Here is a 15,856-nt window from a genome sequence, read left to right as displayed (position 1 = left end):
GCCTGTCCGGTTTTTCCTAATCAAAAACGTAATGCTCAGTGGTTTCCACATCGCATCACCTCCACGATTCGAGAGCAAGGCCGTTACCACGGTCGGCGGGGCCCGTCTCCGCCGATACGTCCTGCTGGTAGGACGTGAGCTGCTTTTGCTCTGAACGCTGTTATCATAAATTGCCCACTGACTTTGTCGAGCGAATTTCAACTATAAAGCGCAAAAACCCGGACCTTTCGATCCGGGTTCGCATCTCATCTGCAATCGATTTCGCTCAGAGCTTGCCGTTGCGCTGCTGGATCATCATGAAGGTATCGAATGTGTATTCCGCAAGCTGCATCCACAGATACCCCTCGCGCTTGAAAGCCACCTGATCTTCATAGACCTTCTTGAAGTCCGGATTGACGGCGGAGATTTCAGCGTAAACTTCGAGCGCCGCCTTGTAGCAGGCATCCAGAATATCCTGGCTGAACGGCCGCAACGTTGCGCCTTCGGCGACGATCTGCTTGATGGCCGTCGGGTTCTTGGCATCGTATTTCGCCATCATATTGGTGTTGGCGAAGGAGCAGGCATCTTGCAAGACGGCCTGATATTGTTTCGGCAGGCTGTTCCACTTGTCCAGATTGACGAAGGAGTGGATGACGGGACCACCTTCCCAGAAGGCCGGGTAATAGTAGTATTTTGCGACCTTCTGGAAGCCCAGCTTGTGGTCGTCATAGGGCCCCACCCATTCCGCAGCGTCGATGGTGCCCTTTTCCAGCGCCGGATAGATGTCGCCACCGGCAATCTGCTGCGGCACGACGCCGAGCTTTTCGACCACCTTGCCAGCCAAGCCAGCGATGCGCATTTTCACGCCCTTGAAGTCTTCGACGGTGTTGATCTCCTTGCGGAACCAGCCACCCATCTGCACGCCCGTGTTGCCTGAAATCATGCCGTAGAGATTGTGCTTGGCGTAGAATTCGTTGAGCAACGTGTTGCCATTGCCCTCATAGAACCACGAATTCGTCAGGCGCGCATTGAGACCGAACGGAATGGCAGTGCCGATCGCGAATGTCGGGTCCTTGCCGACATAATAGTAGGAGCAGGTATGACACATTTCGACCGTGCCTGACGACACCGCATCTGCGGCCTGCAAGCCCGGCACGATTTCACCGGCGGCAAAAATCTGGATGTTGAAATTGCCGTCGGTTGCCGCCGAAACGTGGTTGGCAACATCCTGCGCACCACCGAAAATCGTATCCAGCGATTTTGGAAACGAAGAGGTCAGCCGCCAAGTGATCTTGCTATTTTGCTGCGCAATGGCGGGTGCCGCCAGAACGGTTGCAGCGGCAGCCCCGGCACCGGAAACGGCACCTTTTTTGATGAATGAACGACGATCCATAAATATCCTCCCAGATACGAACCTTGTGCCTCAGCCGAATTCCCCTCCGCTATCAGGCATAGGCTAAGCAAAGCACGGGTCTTTGGCGCTGACAAGCATGTCGGCCAAGAATACGTTGCGCCTTATACTTTAGAATAAAGAGATGCGCGTTGAGGGCGAATGCAAAGCTTGACGAATCCCCCTGTCCAGCGTCACAAGAAATGAGATCGACTTCGGAGCCATCATGTCCAAACCCATCATCGCCATTCCCGCCGACATCAGATTTCTCGCTGGCGCAGAGTGGCACGCAGCCCAGACGCAGTATCTGTCTGCGGCCTTGAATGTCGCTGGTGTGATGTCCTTCATCGTGCCTGCCTTCGAGCAGGGCAACGATACCGATGCCATTCTGGACCGCGTCGATGGCCTCCTCGTGTCCGGCTCCGCCACCAACGTTCATCCCTCGCTCTATGGCGTCGAAGCCAAAGACAGCGACGGCCCCTTCGATCACGCCCGCGATGCCACCAGCCTGCCGCTCATCCGCCGGGCGATCGCGCGCGGCATTCCCATGCTTGCCATCTGCCGTGGCATTCAGGAACTCAACGTGGCTCTGGGCGGCACGCTCGCCAGCGAAATCCAGGAACAGCCCGGTAATTGGGATCACCGCAAACCCGAAGACGTCGACCGCGACACTGCCTTCGGCATCCGCCAGCCCGTCTTCATCCGCGAAGGCTCCTGCATTGCTCAGCACCTGGGTCTTGCAGGCGAAGTGCAGATCAACTCCCTCCACCGCCAGGCCATCGCAAAAACCGCCCCGCTGCTTCAGGTTGAAGCAACGGCGGAAGATGACACCATCGAGGCGGTGTCGGTCATCGACGCCAAGGGCTTCGCCGTTGGCGTGCAATGGCACCCGGAATATTGGGCGCAGACCGATGCGCCATCACGGGCGCTGTTTGAGGCGTTTGGGAGAGCGGTGCGGGCGTATCGGGATGGGAAGGTTTGATTGAAGGCTGCCAGCCTTATCTCTCCCCTTGTGGGAGAGAAAGCGATTTCAACATCTTAGCCAAAGGCTAAGTGTTAGAAATCGCAAGTGAGGGGTCTTCTCTCGGCGCAAGCTGCCAACCCCTCACCTGAAAAATCTATGACTTAGCTTTCAGCTAAGATCATGATTTTTCTTCCTCTCCCACCCCTTCGACAGGCTCAGGATGATTGGGGAGAGGTAACCAACCCTCACCCCTTAACCGGCGTCTCCGGCACAGGCGTCACCACCTTCCGCTCGCTCAACCACCCCAGCACATTATCCGCCACCAGATCGGCCATGGCATTGCGCGTGGGCACCGAAGCTGATGCCACATGCGGCAATAGAGTCACGTTCGGCAGCGACAAAAACCCTTCCGGCACCTTCGGCTCTTCATAGAACACATCCAGACCAGCCGCCCCCAAAGTGCCATCCTGAAGCGCCTTCAGCAGCGCATCTTCATCCACGCTGGAGCCACGCCCGACATTGATGAACACGCCGTTGGAACCGAGCGCCGTGAGGATATCTGCATCGATCGCCTTGTGCGTTTCCGGCGTGCCAGGCACGATGCAGATCAGCACGTCGACAGCCTCAGCCATGTCCTTCAGCGAGCCGTAATAGGTGTAGGAAAGCTCCGACTTGGCGCTGCGCGTATGGTAGCCGATCTCCACCTTGAACGGCTCGAGCCGCTTGGCGATTTCCTGGCCGATGCGGCCCATGCCGAACAGGCCGACCTTGCGGCCGCGCAGCGAAAAGGGCGAGAGAGCGAACGGCCCTTGCGACACCCATTTGCCTTCGCGGAGATGCTTTTCCGCCTCGTAAAAGCGCCTGATGGTGTTGATGAGAAGCGCAACGGTCGTGTCGGCCACCTCGTCGTTCAAAACGTCGGGCGTGTTGGTGACGATGATGCCGCGGGATGCGGCATGCTTCACATCCACACCGTCATAGCCAACACCGAAATTGGCGATGACATCCAGATTGGGCAGCGCATCCATCCATTTGGCGTTGAAGCCGCCGGCAACCGCCACGGCGGTAATCCGCTGCGCATCCTCGGCAGAGAGCGATAGCTCAGGCCCCACGGGCGCTTTGATGACCTCCACCTTGCCTTCGAAGCGCTCGAGAACGCGTGGATGGATTTTGCCCGAAACGAGAACGACGGCCTTGCTATCTGACATGCTTGTGTAGCCTCCTGCTATGCATGAGGCCAAGCTAGACCATCATTTCCAAAAGCGGAACCCGCATTCGAAACGACAATGGGGTCAAATATCTACTTGCGCGGAACGCACGGGCTGGTGGATTGGCGAATGCGCATTTCCGGCTTGATCAGGTGGATACCGTCAGGCTCATGGCTTCCCGCCAATCTGTCCAGCAGCGCCCGCGCCGCGAGCCGTCCCACTTCCGCCTGACCATTGGACACCGTCGTCAGCGCAGGCGTGGCAATCGCGGCCTCTTCCAGATCGTCATAGCCGGTCACCGAAATATCCTTGCCCGGCACGAAGCCCGCACGCGAAATGCCGTTCATCAGACCGATGGCGACAAGGTCGTTCCAGCACACGGCAGCGGTCGGCTTTTGCGGCAGCGACAAAAAGTTCACCGCAGCCTCGAAGCCGCCTTGCTTGGAGCGCGCACCGGGAATGCGCAGGTTCGGATCCACCTCTATACCCGCCTTGCGCAGCGCGTTGACGTAACCCTGATAGCGGTCGCGGCCGGTCGAGGTCTGGTCCGTTCCGCCCACCATGGCAATGGTGCGGTGGCCAAGGCTGATCAAGTGGTTGGTGACGAGTGAAATGCCATAGCTGTCATCGCCCCGAAACGTCGGCATATCCACGCCGTCCATGGAACGCGCTACAAGAATGGCCGGCATGCCGTTCTCCTCGGCCAGCGTCATGTCTTCCAGCGGGGTGCCGATGGCGGGCGACATGATGATACCGTCACTGCCCAACTGCAGCAGCGTCTCGATAAAGGTGCGCTGTTTTTCGACAGAATCGTAGTGGTTGGACAGAATGAAGGTTTGGCGGCTGCGGTCCAGCTCGCTTTCTATGGCCTTGAGAATTTCGCCGTAGAACGGGTTCATCACATCGTGAAAGACAACACCGATAATGCCGGAGCGCGAGGTGCGCAGACTGGCGGCCCGGCGGTTATAGATGTAACCCAGCGCGCGGGCCTGTAACTTGATTTTTTCGCGCGTATCGCCTGCCACCAGCGGGCTGTCGCGCAGCGCCAGTGATATGGTCGCCGTTGAAAGCCCAAGGCTTTCGGCAATGGTCGATAGTTTAATTTTTTGCGCCACAGCATCCTCCCACAGTCACGCAAGCCGCCTCCGCAGCCTTTAAATTGTGACTAAACAATTTAAACAAAACGCGCAACGATTTTAAGGGATTCAAAGCAGCGACGGATAGAAATTCAAAATTTTAATCGATTGATTCAAAAGGCTGCAAATTCGCGTCGATGCTGCGCAGCAGTTTGACGACCGTTTTGACGTCCTTGGCAGACAGGCCCTCGATGGCGCGCGCATTGCAATCGGCCAGCGAGGCGTTGATGTGTTCGACGCTTTTCAAACCGGCTTCCGTCAGCTTCACCATGGTCAGGCGTCCGTCGCCATCGCCAGCGCTGCGCTCGACAAAGCCCTGCGCTTCCATGCGTCCAATGGTGCGGGTCATGGTCGGCGCCTTGACGCCCAGCTTCTGAGCAATCTGCCCCGGCGTCATGCTGCCTTCCTGCGCCAGTGCCAGGATCACACCATCCTGGCCCGCATAAAGACCGCTGGCCGCAAGGTTGTGGCTGAGCGCCGTGCGCATGGAGCGGGCGGCCTGCGTGATGGACTGGGCCAGCTCTTCCGGGTTGAACGTCACGTCCTTCTTTTTGCCGGACTTGGCTTTCTTCTCGGATTTGTTCTTTTTGGCCAGCTTATCCTTGCTCATCAGCAAATGCCTTTCCTGAAGCCCCGGACGACGATATGTTCTTGTAACACTTAACGAATGCAGGCGCAGATCGCCAGATGTCTGACACATATACGCATATTCACGACAATAACGTAACAGCCGCACCTTACGCGCCAAACGAGATCATCGCCGTGCTGCCCTTGGGGGCGCATGAGCAGCATGGCCCGCACCTGCCGTTCGAGACCGATACGCTGATCGTACAAGGCATCGTGGAGCAGTTGAAACAGGCGCTCGCCCCCACCGCGCCCATCCATTTCCTGCCCACAGAACCGGTCGGCTATTCCATCGAGCACATGGATGTATCAGGCACGAAGACGCTTGCCTTCGATGAGGCCGTGCACCGCTGGCTGGGCATCGCAGAAGCACAACACAACAAGGGCATCCGCAAATTCGTGATGCTGAATGCCCATGGCGGCAATTCCCCGCTGATGACGATCGTCGCCACCGAAGCACGGGTGCGGTTCGATATGCTGGCTGTCGCCACCAGCTGGACCCGTTTCGGCATGCCGCAAGGCGTTATCACCCCGGAAGATAAGGCCATCGATATTCACGGCGGCGATATCGAAACCTCCGTCATGCTGGCGCTGCACCCGCAGCTCGTGAGGATGGAGAAGGCCGAAAACTTTCCGTCGAAACAGTCCGCGTTCGCCCAACGCTTCAAACATCTGCGCGCCTATGGCCAGCACGCTTTCGGCTGGCGCATGTCGGACCTGAACACACAGGGTGCAGCAGGCAACGCCGCCGCTGCTACTGCCGAAAAGGGCGAGGCGATCATCGCCCATGCGGTGGCGGGATTGCTGGAGCTTTTGGAGGACGTGTCTGCCTTCGACATGAATTTGCTTGAAAGCTCGGTTCAAAAAACTTCGGCAGATTCTCTTTGAACTCGTTCTGCCACACGCCTATATGAACGACAACGCTTTCAAAGCCGCGTCGCGGCCCATCATCTTCAGAGGTTTCTCATGACCGAAGCAGCAGCAATCATCAAGCCGATCCCTGTTACCGTGTTGACGGGCTATCTGGGCGCGGGCAAAACCACGCTTCTCAACCGCATCCTGTCGGAAAATCACGGCAAGAAATACGCCGTCATCGTCAATGAATTCGGCGAAATCGGCATCGATAACGATCTGATCGTCGAATCGGACGAAGAAATCTACGAAATGAACAATGGCTGCGTCTGCTGCACCGTGCGCGGCGATCTCATTCGCGTGGTCGAAGGCCTGATGCGCCGTCCGGGCCGTTTCGATGGCATCATCGTCGAGACCACCGGCCTTGCCGATCCCGTGCCTGTCGCTCAGACCTTTTTCATGGATGACGATGTGCGTGCCAAGACCGAGCTCGATGCCGTCATCGCGCTGGTGGATGCCAAGCACCTGCCGCTTCGCCTGAAGGATAGCCGCGAAGCCGAAGACCAGATCGCTTTTGCCGATGTCGTCATCATCAACAAGACCGATCTTGTCACGCCGCAGGAACTGGCCGTGATCGAAGATGTGGTGCGCGCCATCAACCCATCCGCCCGCATTCACAAGACCAGCCGCTCCGGCGTCGATCTCGCCCATGTGCTCAATCAGGGCGCGTTCAATCTGGAACGGGCGCTGGAAAACGATCCGCACTTCCTCGAACAGGAACATGACGACCACGTCTGCGGCCCCGATTGCGGACACGACCATAGCCATGACCACGGGCACGATCACCACCATCACGACCATAGCCACGGGCATGATCATGATCACCATGGCCACGATCATCACGATCATGGACACCACCACGCCCCCTCGCCTATCCATGATGTGACGGTACAGTCGGTTTCGTTGCGCGGCGGCGAGATGAACCCGGAGCGTTTCTTCCCTTGGATTCAGAAGGTAACGCAGACCGACGGCCCCAACATTCTGCGCCTCAAGGGCATCATCGCCTTCAAGGACGATGCGGAACGCTACGTCGTTCAGGGTGTCCACATGATCATCGAAGGCGATCACCAGCGCCCTTGGAAGGACGGCGAGAAGCACGAGTCCCGCCTCGTCTTCATCGGCCGCAACCTGGATCGCGAAAAGCTGGAGAATAGCTTTAACGCGTGTGCCGCCGCGGCTGCTTAATTGCTCCCTTTCTCCGTCATACCGGACTTGATCCGGTATCCATTGCGATCAAGTCTTTGATCGCGAAAGACTCTTTATGCCGCGCAGACGCGCGGCAACTGGACCACGGCTCAAGGCCGGGGTGACGGAAGAGTGAACGACGTACCCAGACCTGATAAAAACCAAAGGCCAACGCGCCTGCCTCACGACAGAAAGACCCTTTACCCATGCCCACCGTTGCCCCTCTTGACCTTGAAGGCCACGTCGTCGCGACGCATTTTCTGGGCGAAATTCCCATGTTTGCGACAGCCGCTGGCAGCATTCACCGGCTGGATGGCGGCGAGAAGGTCATTGAGGCGCATCAGGGCCTGCTCACCTGCATCCGCGATCCCCACAGCGCCACGCTGCTGACCGGCGGTGAGGATGGCAAGGTGCTGCGCATCCGCCATGATGGCACGGTGACCGAGCTTGCCCATGTGCCGCGCAAATGGATCAGCGTTGTCGCAGGCGGTCCGCAAAACGCCATCGCTTACGGCGTCGGCAAGTCCAGCTTCGTGCGTCTGGGGGATGGTACGGTCAAGGAATTCAAGGAAGAGCGCACGGTCGAAGCCATCGCCTTTGCGCCCAAGGGTCTGCGCATCGCCGCCGCCCGCTACAATGGCGTCACCCTGCATTGGGTGGCAAGTGCTGGTGATCCGATCGATCTCGACTGGAAGGGTGCCCATACCGGCGTCACCTTCTCCGCAGACGGCAAATTCCTCGTCACCACCATGCAGGAAAACGCCCTGCACGGCTGGAAGATGGAAGCCACCAAGGGCGGCATGGAAACGCGCCATATGCGCATGACCGGTTATCCCGCCAAGGTCAAATCCATCTCCTGGTCGCACAAGGGCAAATGGCTTGCCTCATCCGGCGCACCGGCGGCCATCGTCTGGCCTTTCGCCGGCAAGGACGGCCCGATGGGCAAGGCACCGCTGGAGCTCGGCACCCGCGCCAACATCATGGTCACCCATGTCGCGTTCCACCCGCTGGACGAAGTGCTGGCCATCGGCTTTGCCGACGGCATGATCCTTGGCGTGCGCCTTGCCGATCAGAAAGAAGCGCTGCTGCGCCGCCCCGGCAAGGGTGCCATCACCTCCATGGACTGGAGCAACACCGGCAACCTCCTGGCTTTCGCGTCCGAAGCAGGCGATTGCGGCATTATCGACATCACGGCGTAAAATCCCATCGCAATGTCGCTGAAATCGGCGATAGTCTCAGCGCTATAGGCACAGTTGCCTCATTGCGATGTTGGAGGACGTCGATGGAGATGAAGAAACCGGGATTGTGCGTTGAGCTTTTCGTGGCAGATATTGCCCGCTCCAAAAGCTTTTACACCAGCGTGCTGGATTTCACCGCCGGGCCAGAGGGCCATGGCGGCTACACGCCCCTTTTCAGGGGCGACATTCGCCTGGCTCTGAACAGGAACGATGCCCTGCCACCGGATCATCCAACCAAAGTGGTCGCTGGTGAACGCGCCGGTCGGGGCGTGGAAATCGTTATCGAGGTCGATGATCTTCCATCCCTCTACGACAGGGTGAAGGCAAGCGGATGGCCGATTTCGAGCGATCTTGCCACGCATCCCTGGGGTGTGACCGATTTTCGGATCATCGATCCGGAAGGCTATTATCTAAGGCTGTCGAACACGGCATAATCGCGTCCCTGCCAATGACCACGAAAAAAGGGGAGCTTTTCGGCTCCCCTTCCGCGACGCGTTGCGCAGAACAAATTGGCCTCTTTGCGCCGTGCGCAAGGTCAAGCGCACGTGGGGTGTGCGCTAGTGGCGACGCTTCTTCTTGTTATAGCCACGGTCATTATCGCTGCCGATGGCATCGACCGATGTCTTGTTGCCGTTGAGAATACCGCTCAGCAGGCCGGTCTTGTTGCCGTTCAAAACACCGTTGCCGGACAGGATGTTGCCAACACCGAGGTCGACATTGGGCGATACGGTGACGAGACCGCCCTTGTTGCTATTGCCGGAAAGAAGGCCGCCCAGCAGTCCACCCGCATGGGCAGGCGCCATGGAAGCAACGGTAAGAGCGATCGTGGCACATGCGATTTTCATAAGCATTTCTCTCTCCTCTGATCTGTAAAACAACGCCGCTTGGCGTGGTCAAACAGTACAATTAGGATAAACTAATGCAAGCATATGCTAATGTTATAATAAACCGTTAATATTAACATGTGCAAGTTGACTAAAATACACACAAACACCCCTCGCCCGACCAACCCGGCCTGAGCCGACCAGAATGACAAGGGACACTATATCTTATTAACCATCTATCAATAAGATATTACTCAATTAGATATTGGAGATGTTGATGGTCTTTCGCGCCGTGATCGCGTTGCTCATATCAGGTGCTTGCGCACATGGCGCCAGCGCCGAGCCACGTGTCACCTACACGGCGGAAACGAGTTACGACACCAACTATTTCAGCGACATCAACAGGGTCGCGATCCTCAGCCTGCGGTCAAGCATCGGTGTGGAGGGCGAGGTCGAACGAGACGGCACGAAATTCGGCTATTCCCTTAATCATCAGGAAGTCAGCGTCCCGCGCTATGGCTTTGCAAAGGAGCACAATAGCTGGGTGAATGTCTCCCTCTCGCGCAAAATTTCCGACAGGCTGGAATGGAGCGCGCAGATGCGCGGCACCCGTAGCGATGCGGGCGACATCTTTCTCAAGCTGCCGGGTCAAGTCGTCGGCTATCGTCGTCTGGACCATAAGCTCGACCTGTCCACCACAGCCACGCTGGACGCCTTCGGTGGCAAGAACACGGTCACAGCCAGCTACACCAACCTCATGAAGGGCACGGCACGCTTCCGCCCCGGCTACTTCCTGCCAGCGCGGCTGGAAGCCAATGAGGCTCTGCTGGGCCTGAAAGCCGATCACATCAGGGCGCTGGCCGGCGGCGAAGCCGGTATGACGATGGCCTATAACACCAGCCTGATTCCTGACAGTCAGCAACAACGCTATGACCGTTTTCCCGCCACCAACCTGCGCGGTTCGCTGGCCTATGGCCGCAAATTCGGTGACAAACTCGCCATCCTCATGGAAGCAGGCGTCACGACAATCGCCGGGGATGAGGTCAGCGACAAGGTCAGGCGTGTCAGGCCGTATCTGCGCGCAGAAGCCGAACTGGCGCTCACCGACCGCCTGTCGCTCGGCGCGGGCTTCTCGCAGGATTATGCGCTTTACGATCTGGACGATCCGCTGGGCGAATTCCAACGCCGCTGGAAAGCGGTAATGAAAACCAAGCTGACGAAGTCCCTTGGCTTCGACCTTGCCGTAGAAAGGACCCACAAGGACTGGATTTTTTACGATTACGACAGCAGCGAACGACGTCTCGTCGCAACGCTTTCGCTCGATACCGGCGAGGACCGCAAGCTGGAGCTGGAATTTTCCCGCCTGTTGCATGACGAATATGACGAGGCAGCCGCCTATCACGGCAGTGCCATCTCTTCCCGCTACAGTGGCAGTTTCTGACGGACATCCATCGGACATCGCCTGCAAGTTACCTAAAATAGAAACTTATATTTTAGAATTATTGATCATAAACAAGTGTTTAGAGACCCGATTCTCTTAAGAGAAAATAAAAAGACTCATTGTAAAATATGACCGAACAAAGCTTGTGGAACATGCTTTTCAGGCTTTGTCGCATTTTGAACTTTTGATGATCGAGAAACATCGCAGCCTTATTTGCCGTCGGCTTTGCTCCAGATCATTTCATGCCGCCGGTTTCCGGCAAGACAAGCCATTTTCCCATCCCGTCTCCGGAATTTTCGCAATGAAGCTGTCGATTTCTGCTCTCGTCACTGCAACCGGCGTCGCCTTGGCCACCGGTGTCATTCTCACCCTTCTCACCGGCGGATATGCGCTCGATAAGCTGAAGGTCAACGGCCCGATCTATCAGGAAATCGTCGACAGCAAGGATCTGATCGCCGATATCCTGCCGCCACCGCTCTATCTGATCGAGACCTATGCGCTCACCAACGAGGCAGCGCTTCATACAGACCGGATGGCGAAGAATGTCGAGCGGATCAAGGTGCTGAAAGGCCAGTATCAGGAACGGCGCGAATATTGGAAGACGACCACCCTTCCAGACACCTTGAAACAGAAGCTGCAAAACGACGTGCTTATCAAGGGCGATGCGTTCTGGAGCCTTCTGGAGACCGACACCCTTCCCACACTCGCCGCCGCCGACCCGGCAAAGATCACCACGTCTCTCAACGCGTTGAGCGCGACATTCCACGCGCATGAAGATGCCGTCAACCAGCTGGTGGAGATGGGCACGGTCTATGGCAAGGAAAAGGAAACCGAGGCCGCTGCGCAAACCGCCTTCCTGCAAAACACCAATTATGTCCTCGGCGGCCTGTTGATCTTCCTGTCCATCGCCACCACCATCTTCCTGCGCCGCCGGGCCATCGCGCCGATCCGCCAGATCACCGAAACCATGACCCACATGGCACAGGGCCATCTGGACGAAGCGCCGCCGCACCTCAAGCGTCATGATGAAATCGGCGCCATGGCGCGTGCCTTGGCGATCTTCCGGGATGCGGGTCTTGCCAAACGACAGCTGGAGAGCGAAGCCGAGCAATCGCGGCTGGCCACCAACGAAGAACGCGAGAACCGCGAAAAAGAACGCGTGGCGGAAGCAAACGCCCTTCGCTTTGCCATCGAAGAGCTGGGAAGCGGCCTCAACAACCTGTCCAATTGCGACCTGAGTAAAACGCTTGATCGCCGCTTCGACGCCAAGTTCGAAACGCTGCGTCAGGACTTCAATGCCTCGGTTCACACCCTTCAGTCCACGCTTGGAAAGATCCTCGCCGAAGCCGATCATCTGCGCAGCCAAGGCCATCAGATGAATGGCGCAGCCGGTGATCTGTCACGGCGCACCGAACAGCAGGCATCAGCTCTGGAAGAAACCGCCGCGGCACTCGAGCAGGTCGCCTCCACCGTCAAAACGTCGACAGCACGGGTCAACGAAACGCGCGATCTGGTCAAGCAGGCACGCGTCTCCGCCACCCAGTCCTCCAGCGTCGTGACCGAGGCAATTTCCGCCATGCAGCGCATCGAAAGCGCGTCGGGCGAAATCAAGTCCATCATCAGCGTCATCGATGAGATCGCGTTCCAGACCAACCTTCTGGCGCTGAATGCCGGTGTGGAAGCCGCGCGTGCCGGTGAAGCCGGCAAGGGCTTTGCGGTCGTGGCCCAGGAAGTGCGCGAACTGGCGCAACGGTCGGCCAAGGCGTCGAAGGAAATTCGTGATCTCATCGGCAAGTCGGGCGAACAGGTCGCAAGCGGCGTCACCCTCGTCCAGTCCACCGGCAGCGCGCTGACCCAGATCGAGGATTTCGTCTCCCGCATCGACACCAACATCGACAGTGTCGCAACGGCCGCCCGCGAGCAATCCGTCGGCCTTCAGGAAATCAGCAGCAGTGTCAATTCGCTCGATCAGATGACCCAGCAGAACGCGGCAATGGTGGAGGAAACCACCGCGGTCAGCCAGACGATCGCCGACGCCACAACCTCGCTTTCGACCATGGTCGGCCAGTTCAGGCTGGAGCCTGCCAACGCCACGCGCCGCGCCGCCTGATGCCGTTCACGCAGACGACAGGGGACACCCCAAACCCAATCCCCTGTTGTCTTTACCACCCACCTACCGTAAGTCTTTTCCTTCATTTTATGAGGAAAAGAATGCGCGATCTCAGCCAGTTCAAGGGATGTCCGGCCCCGCAACCCGTCACGCTGGAGGGGCGCCTCGTCACGGCTGCGCCGTTTGAGCGGGCGCTCTATCTCGACAAGCTCTGGACGGCGCTGGGTGGCCTTGGCATCAACGATCTGCTGAAATATTTCCCGCAGGACGGCTTTTTGAACTCGCAGGCCTTCGGCGACTGGATCGAGGGCGCACAGACCGCTTTCGGCTGGGTGACGCTTGTCTTCATCGAAAACGCCACCGGCGATGTCGTGGGCATGGCAAGCTATATGCGGCCCGATCCGAAAAACGGCGTGGTTGAAGTCGGCTCCGTGGCCCATGGCGCAGCGATGAAGCGCACGGCTTTGGCGACCGAGGCGCATTATCTGATGGCCCGCCACGTCTTCGATGATCTCGGCTACCGCCGCTACGAGTGGAAGTGCCACAATGAAAACGAAGCGTCCAAGGCAACCGCCAAACGCTATGGCTTCATGTTCGAAGGCGTCTTTCGCCAGCACATGGTAGCCAAGGGTGCCAATCGCGATACAGCCTGGTTTTCGATGATCGACGGCGAATGGCCGGTGCTGAAACAGGCCTTCGAAACCTGGCTGGCACCAGAAAACTTCGGCCCCGAGGGCCTTCAGAAACAAAAGCTGGAAGACATTCGCGCGGGCCTGCCCGCATGACCGGCAAAAGCACATCGGCCGCCCTTGCCGCCATCGCCATCATCCTGGGCTTCGGCCTGCTGTTCTACATCATGCCGACCATCACGCTCTGGCTGGCCGAACACTATTCCGTCTGGGTCGCCGCCATATTCGACACGGTGGCAGTGCTGGCATTTTTCCTAATTTTTTGGCTACGGGCGCGGTATCAAAGGCGTGGTCGCTAGTCGCAATTTGATTTTAGAGATGAGACGTCACACCTGAAGCGAAGCGCCCAGCAGGGCCAAGCCCATCAGCAAAACGACCAGCGCGCCAGCAATCTCGATGCCGTTGGCCAGACGCATGGCTCTGGTGCTGCCGGAACCGGCGTAGCGGACGGCGATGTCCTTGGCTTTAACGGCAAGGCTTGCCAGCAGCGTGACGGTGATGGCGGTGCCCAGCGACATGGCGAGCACCGAGAGAACGCCACCCAGCAACAAGCCGTTCAAAATCGAAAAGCTCATGACGATGATGGCGCCGGAACAGGGGCGCAGACCCACAGCGATGATGGCCGACCATGCTTCCTGTAGGCTGAAATCACGCGACTGCAGCAGCGACGGGTCTGGTGCATGCGCGTTGCCGCAGGTAGTGCAGACCTCGCCATTGCCGCTTGGGGCATGGTCGGCAAAGACCTGACGGCCCTGGAACCGCAGGCCCGTGCCCATTCCGGTTCTGACAGGGCCGGTTCTGACCGAGCCGGTTTCTTCCTCGATGGAAGAAAAACGGCTGGTGTTGAAAGCCATCGCGGATGCTGGACCGGCCGGTTCAACGGCAAGCGTCGGCGCCGGCTCGCGCTGTGTCATGAAGCTGCGCAGCTTGCGAAACAACAGCCAAGCGCCAAACAGCGCGACCATGGCGAAGCTGGCGATCTCCATGGCCTGCGTCGCCTTGGTCATGGTGATGGAGGTGCCGCGCAACACGAGGTAAGCCGCGCCCACCAGTGCGATCGCGACGGCACCTTGCAGCAGCGCCGAGATGAAGGAGATGAGGATGCCGCGCTTCAGCTGGATTTCGTTGGCGATCATGTAGGACGAGATCACCGCCTTGCCGTGACCGGGGCCTGCCGCATGAAACACGCCATAGGCAAAGGACAGCCCGATCAGCGATGTCAGCGCCCAGGGGTCTTCCCGCATGGCTTTCAACGCGCCTGTCAGCGCCCGGTAGAAGGATTGCTGGTGGACATTGATCCACTGGAAGAAGGGGCCAAGCGGACCACCCACCGAGATGGAGGGCTCGGCCGAACCGATACCCAATGGCGATTGCGCATGGGCCATGGTGACGGTAACAGCCAGAAGCCCGAATGCGATCAGGAAACCGTCGCGCCTGTTCAGCATGTCAGCTCCAGCCGGGTTGCAAAGAGTTTGGTCATGTCCGTGCCCGTGGGATCGTTGAAAAAGGCATCCGTCAGATTGTTCTGGTTCTGGGCGATGATTTCATCCGGGTTGGGGCGCACCACCGTATGTTTGCACGCGGCCAGATGTGTGCCCTTCACCACCAGATCGGTGTCCTTGGCAAAATCGATGGCCGTGTACATGGTCGGGTCCCAGGCACCGAAGGACAGCTTGCCCTTGATCGGCAAGGGCGTCTTCGGCTTCACGGAAAAGAACATCAGGATTTGATTGTCCTTGTAATCGACATGGATGGTATCGGGCTTGGCGACATCGACCGTTTTTCCATCGGCGGAAATGAAGGTGTAATAGGAAAACTCCGCCAGCGATTCGACCACCGTCGTGCCGATTTCGGCCAGCTCTTCCTTGTCGAGTTTGGCGTCGCTGTTCTTGTCGTAGTCCAGCACCACGCTGGCCGAGAACATCTCGTCGAAGCGCCAGATGTTGCGCACTTCCTGCACCTTCCCATCGGTGCCCTCGATCACTTCGAGCCTTGCTTCGGCAAACACATGCGGGTGGGCCATGGCCGTCATGGGGGCAAGACAGGCGGCCAGGCATGCAGCCAGTGGCAAAATCGCGTTTTTCATAAATGTCCGTCTGTCTGGATGAAAGAATCTCTTGCCTGACTCTAGCGCAAATTGGGACCGAATTTCGACC

16 protein-coding genes are annotated in these 15,856 nt (G+C 58.2%); 9 read left to right on the top strand and 7 right to left on the bottom strand.

Annotated elements, in window-relative coordinates; genetic code table 11:
• Nucleotides 1–265 precede the first annotated feature (265 nt).
• Complete coding sequence (locus RRU01S_RS00815; protein ID WP_045228346.1) at nucleotides 266–1,372, bottom strand: TRAP transporter substrate-binding protein; 1,107 nt, start codon at nucleotides 1,370–1,372, stop codon at nucleotides 266–268.
• A 223-nt stretch (nucleotides 1,373–1,595) separates the two neighbouring features.
• On the opposite strand from RRU01S_RS00815, the gene RRU01S_RS00810 reads away from it, so the two are divergent.
• On the top strand, nucleotides 1,596–2,351 hold the full coding sequence (locus RRU01S_RS00810) for a gamma-glutamyl-gamma-aminobutyrate hydrolase family protein (RefSeq protein ID WP_045228345.1): 756 nt from the start codon (nucleotides 1,596–1,598) through the stop codon (nucleotides 2,349–2,351).
• A gap of 227 nt (nucleotides 2,352–2,578) precedes the next feature.
• On the opposite strand, the gene RRU01S_RS00805 is transcribed toward RRU01S_RS00810, so the two are convergent.
• The 3 genes from RRU01S_RS00805 to RRU01S_RS00795 form a co-directional block, all read right to left on the bottom strand.
• Nucleotides 2,579–3,541 carry a 2-hydroxyacid dehydrogenase gene (locus RRU01S_RS00805; RefSeq protein ID WP_045228344.1) on the bottom strand — a complete coding sequence of 321 codons (963 nt, stop codon included), beginning with the start codon at nucleotides 3,539–3,541 and terminating at the stop codon, nucleotides 2,579–2,581.
• A gap of 92 nt (nucleotides 3,542–3,633) precedes the next feature.
• Entirely contained in the window at nucleotides 3,634–4,656 is a 1,023-nt protein-coding gene (locus RRU01S_RS00800; RefSeq protein ID WP_045228343.1) for a LacI family DNA-binding transcriptional regulator, read from the bottom strand.
• Nucleotides 4,657–4,777: 121 nt separating this feature from the next.
• A complete protein-coding gene (locus RRU01S_RS00795; protein ID WP_045228342.1) occupies nucleotides 4,778–5,287 on the bottom strand; it encodes a MarR family winged helix-turn-helix transcriptional regulator in 510 nt (169 codons plus the stop codon).
• A 77-nt stretch (nucleotides 5,288–5,364) separates the two neighbouring features.
• On the opposite strand from RRU01S_RS00795, the gene RRU01S_RS00790 reads away from it, so the two are divergent.
• From RRU01S_RS00790 to RRU01S_RS00775, 4 genes are all read left to right on the top strand, one after another.
• The gene (locus RRU01S_RS00790; RefSeq protein ID WP_045228341.1) at nucleotides 5,365–6,189 is read left to right on the top strand and encodes a creatininase family protein; all 825 of its coding nucleotides are present in this window, start codon (nucleotides 5,365–5,367) and stop codon (nucleotides 6,187–6,189) included.
• 78 nt (nucleotides 6,190–6,267) lie between these two features.
• Nucleotides 6,268–7,398 carry a CobW family GTP-binding protein gene (locus RRU01S_RS00785; protein ID WP_045228340.1) on the top strand — a complete coding sequence of 377 codons (1,131 nt, stop codon included), beginning with the start codon at nucleotides 6,268–6,270 and terminating at the stop codon, nucleotides 7,396–7,398.
• A gap of 206 nt (nucleotides 7,399–7,604) precedes the next feature.
• Nucleotides 7,605–8,597 carry a WD40 repeat domain-containing protein gene (locus tag RRU01S_RS00780; protein WP_045228339.1) on the top strand — a complete coding sequence of 331 codons (993 nt, stop codon included), beginning with the start codon at nucleotides 7,605–7,607 and terminating at the stop codon, nucleotides 8,595–8,597.
• An 83-nt stretch (nucleotides 8,598–8,680) separates the two neighbouring features.
• Nucleotides 8,681–9,070 carry a VOC family protein gene (locus tag RRU01S_RS00775; protein ID WP_052815888.1) on the top strand — a complete coding sequence of 130 codons (390 nt, stop codon included), beginning with the start codon at nucleotides 8,681–8,683 and terminating at the stop codon, nucleotides 9,068–9,070.
• Nucleotides 9,071–9,193: 123 nt separating this feature from the next.
• Here RRU01S_RS00775 and RRU01S_RS00770 read toward each other — a convergent pair whose 3' ends face one another.
• Nucleotides 9,194–9,487 carry a hypothetical protein gene (locus RRU01S_RS00770; RefSeq protein WP_045228338.1) on the bottom strand — a complete coding sequence of 98 codons (294 nt, stop codon included), beginning with the start codon at nucleotides 9,485–9,487 and terminating at the stop codon, nucleotides 9,194–9,196.
• Nucleotides 9,488–9,737: 250 nt separating this feature from the next.
• Here RRU01S_RS00770 and RRU01S_RS00765 point away from each other — a divergent pair, with 250 nt between their 5' ends.
• The 4 genes from RRU01S_RS00765 to RRU01S_RS00750 all read left to right on the top strand — a co-directional run bounded on the left by RRU01S_RS00765 (nucleotide 9,738) and on the right by RRU01S_RS00750 (nucleotide 13,999).
• Nucleotides 9,738–10,901, top strand: coding sequence for a hypothetical protein (locus tag RRU01S_RS00765; RefSeq protein WP_045228430.1), 1,164 nt, complete (start codon nucleotides 9,738–9,740; stop codon nucleotides 10,899–10,901).
• A 301-nt stretch (nucleotides 10,902–11,202) separates the two neighbouring features.
• Nucleotides 11,203–13,011, top strand: coding sequence for a methyl-accepting chemotaxis protein (locus tag RRU01S_RS00760; RefSeq protein ID WP_045228429.1), 1,809 nt, complete (start codon nucleotides 11,203–11,205; stop codon nucleotides 13,009–13,011).
• A 101-nt stretch (nucleotides 13,012–13,112) separates the two neighbouring features.
• Nucleotides 13,113–13,796, top strand: a complete 684-nt coding sequence (locus RRU01S_RS00755; RefSeq protein ID WP_045228337.1) for a GNAT family N-acetyltransferase — start codon at nucleotides 13,113–13,115, stop codon at nucleotides 13,794–13,796.
• Nucleotides 13,793–13,999: a hypothetical protein gene (locus RRU01S_RS00750; protein WP_045228336.1), complete on the top strand. Its 207-nt coding sequence runs from the start codon at nucleotides 13,793–13,795 to the stop codon at nucleotides 13,997–13,999. Before RRU01S_RS00755 ends, RRU01S_RS00750 begins: the two co-directional genes overlap by 4 nt.
• A gap of 27 nt (nucleotides 14,000–14,026) precedes the next feature.
• Here RRU01S_RS00750 and RRU01S_RS00745 read toward each other — a convergent pair whose 3' ends face one another.
• Together RRU01S_RS00745 and RRU01S_RS00740 are read right to left on the bottom strand one after the other, a co-directional pair.
• On the bottom strand, nucleotides 14,027–15,145 hold the full coding sequence (locus RRU01S_RS00745) for a nickel/cobalt transporter (RefSeq protein WP_045228335.1): 1,119 nt from the start codon (nucleotides 15,143–15,145) through the stop codon (nucleotides 14,027–14,029).
• A complete protein-coding gene (locus RRU01S_RS00740; RefSeq protein WP_045228334.1) occupies nucleotides 15,139–15,786 on the bottom strand; it encodes a DUF1007 family protein in 648 nt (215 codons plus the stop codon). The genes RRU01S_RS00745 and RRU01S_RS00740 overlap by 7 nt, the downstream gene beginning before the upstream one ends.
• Between the last annotated feature and the right edge of the window lie 70 nt (nucleotides 15,787–15,856).

Origin of the sequence: Agrobacterium rubi TR3 = NBRC 13261 (assembly GCF_000739935.1) — a bacterium.
GTDB classification, from domain to species: domain Bacteria; phylum Pseudomonadota; class Alphaproteobacteria; order Rhizobiales; family Rhizobiaceae; genus Agrobacterium; species Agrobacterium rubi.
The sequence above is the reverse complement of the archived record's forward strand: the minus strand, read 5'-3'. Positions and strand labels throughout refer to the sequence as shown.